The sequence below is a fragment of the Rhodococcus sp. NPDC078407 genome (assembly GCF_044542515.1).
Taxonomy (GTDB): Bacteria; Actinomycetota; Actinomycetes; order Mycobacteriales; family Mycobacteriaceae; genus Rhodococcoides.
The window spans coordinates 1-2,425 of the sequence record NZ_JBITUQ010000053.1 but is presented as its reverse complement, the minus strand read 5'-3'; the positions used below and the strand labels follow the sequence as shown (position 1 = coordinate 2,425).

General features: G+C 63.4%; 2 protein-coding genes. Both read left to right on the top strand.

Features of this window, described 5'->3' with window-relative positions:
- Positions 1-138: 138 nt before the first annotated feature.
- Positions 139-1,512: a transposase gene (locus ACIGGF_RS25300; protein ID WP_397523781.1), complete on the top strand. Its 1,374-nt coding sequence runs from the start codon at positions 139-141 to the stop codon at positions 1,510-1,512.
- Positions 1,509-2,363, top strand: a complete 855-nt coding sequence (gene istB / locus ACIGGF_RS25295) for an IS21-like element helper ATPase IstB (protein WP_397523780.1) — start codon at positions 1,509-1,511, stop codon at positions 2,361-2,363. The genes ACIGGF_RS25300 and istB overlap by 4 nt, the downstream gene beginning before the upstream one ends.
- Positions 2,364-2,425: the final 62 nt, after the last annotated feature.

Below are 2,425 nucleotides of genomic sequence, written 5' to 3'. Positions count from 1 at the left end.
TGACGGCGCTCAGTGAAAATACCCAGATCTGATCCCTGAAAGTGCTCACCCGTGTGGCTCCGCCAATGAGGGCGGGCCTCCTCCGATGCTGATGGTCTCTGACCACACACCAGCGTCCCGAAGGAGACCCGCGATCTCATGCTTACATGGGAAGAGGACATGGAGATATCCGCACTGCACAAACGAGGCATGTCGATCTCGGACATCGCCCGCCACACCGGCCGCAACCGCCGCACCGTCCGCAACTACATCAACGGCACCACCACCCCCGGAATGCGAAAAAGGTCGACACCGGACCCGTTCGAGGACTTCGTCGACTACATCCGCTACCGCTTCACCGAAGACCCGCATCTGTGGGCGGTCGCCCTGTTCGACGAACTATTGGCGTTGGGTTTTGCACTGTCGTACCCGACGATGACCCGCAAGATCCGGCAGCAGAAACTGCGCCCGATCTGCCTGGCGTGCAGGACCGCAACCGACCGAGCCAACGCCATCATCGACCACCCACCCGGTGAAGAAACTCAATGGGATTACGTCGACCTCCCGAACCCGCCGACTGAATGGGGTTGGGGCAGAACAGCACACCTGTGGGTCGGCTCACTCGCACACTCGGGAAAGTGGCGGGCGGTGTTGACCCCGTCGATGGATCAACCGCATCTGGTCGACAATCTCGACCGCGTTGTCCGCGCTCTCGGCGGCATCACCCGCGTGTGGCGGTTCGACCGCATGGCCACGGTCTGCCACCCCGAGTCCGGTGCGGTGACCGCCAGCTTCGCCGGCGTCGCGAAGTACTACGGGGTCTCGGTAGCGATCTGCCCACCGCGGCGAGGGAACCGCAAAGGTGTCGTCGAGAAGGCGAATCACACTGCAGCGCAGCGATGGTGGCGATCGTTACCGGACATGAGCGTCGAGCAGGCCCAAGCGCATCTCGACAACTTCTGCGCCTCCATCTCCGACAATCGCACCCGCCACACCCCGGACGGGACCAGCACGGTCGCCGACCTCGCAGCGGCCGAACCCCTGCAAGCACCGCCGGCGAGGGCATATCCAATGATTCTCGGTGACACCCGCACGGCTTCTCGGCAAGCGTTGGTGTCCTACCGCGGCAACCAGTACTCCGTCCCGCCGGAGTTGGCGTCCGCGCAGGTCACCGTCACCCGCCCGGTCGGCGGCAGTCACCTCGACATCGTCACCGCCTCCGGCATCACCGTCGCCAGGCATGCGGTCGCCGCAGACGGTCTCGGCATGATCGTCCGCGACAGCGGTCACGTCGTTGCACTCGAACGACTCGCGATGGCGACCGCGAACACCGGTAAACCGCACCGCCGCAAAGAACGGATACCACCCGGGCCCGATGCACTCAGAGCGGCAGAAGTATTGCGTAACAGCCATTTCCACAGTACGAACAACTCGACTCCGGATGCCGAATCGAGTTCAACGACAACATCATCGGATGTCATCGACCTCTCGACCTACGAGCGGGCTGCACGGGGAAGGAACACTCTCGCATGAGTGAAACACCGACACCACGGACCACCACTGATCGCCTCCCCGCACCGAACACCGCCGAAGCAGCGAGCCTCTACCAACGTCTGCGTGGACATCTCGGGGTCCTCAAACTCGCCGACGCCGCCGAAGCACTGCCGACAGTCCTCGACCAGGCCGCGGCAGAGGAACTGTCGATGACCGCAGCATTGGAACGACTGCTCTCCATCGAGGTCGCCGCCACCGAAGCCCGGCGGTTGACCGGCAGGTTGCGGTTCGCCTGCCTGCCGACCCCGGCATCGCTCGAGGACTTCGACTTCGACAATGCCGCCGGGGTCGACAAGAAGCTGATCGATGAGCTCGCGACCTGCAGATATTTGGAGACTGCGACGAATGTGCTGCTCATCGGACCGCCCGGGGTCGGAAAGACGCATCTGTCGGTCGGGCTGGCACGGGCTGCTGCGCATGCCGGGTATCGGACGTATTTCACCACCGCCGCCGATCTCGCTGCTCGATGTCACCGGGCCGCGATCGAAGGCAGATGGGCGACGACGATGCGGTTCTACGCCGGGCCGACGCTCTTGGTGATCGACGAACTCGGGTATCTTCCGTTGCCGGGCGAAGCTGCGTCGGCGTTGTTTCAGGTTGTCTCGCAACGGTATATGAAGACATCGATCGTGATCACCAGCAACCGCGGGGTCGGATCGTGGGGAACGGTTCTCGGAGACGACACCGTCGCAGCAGCCATGCTCGACCGCCTCCTGCATCGATCTGTAGTCCTCGACATGTCCGGTGATTCCTACCGGCTCCGCGACCACAACGCACGCTCGGAGAAGCTCCGCAAAGCCGTCACCGGGAGCCGTCAACCGCTACAGTGATCACCGCTACCGGGTGAGCACTTTCGCTGAGCGAAGTTGAGCACTTTCGATGAGCGCCATCA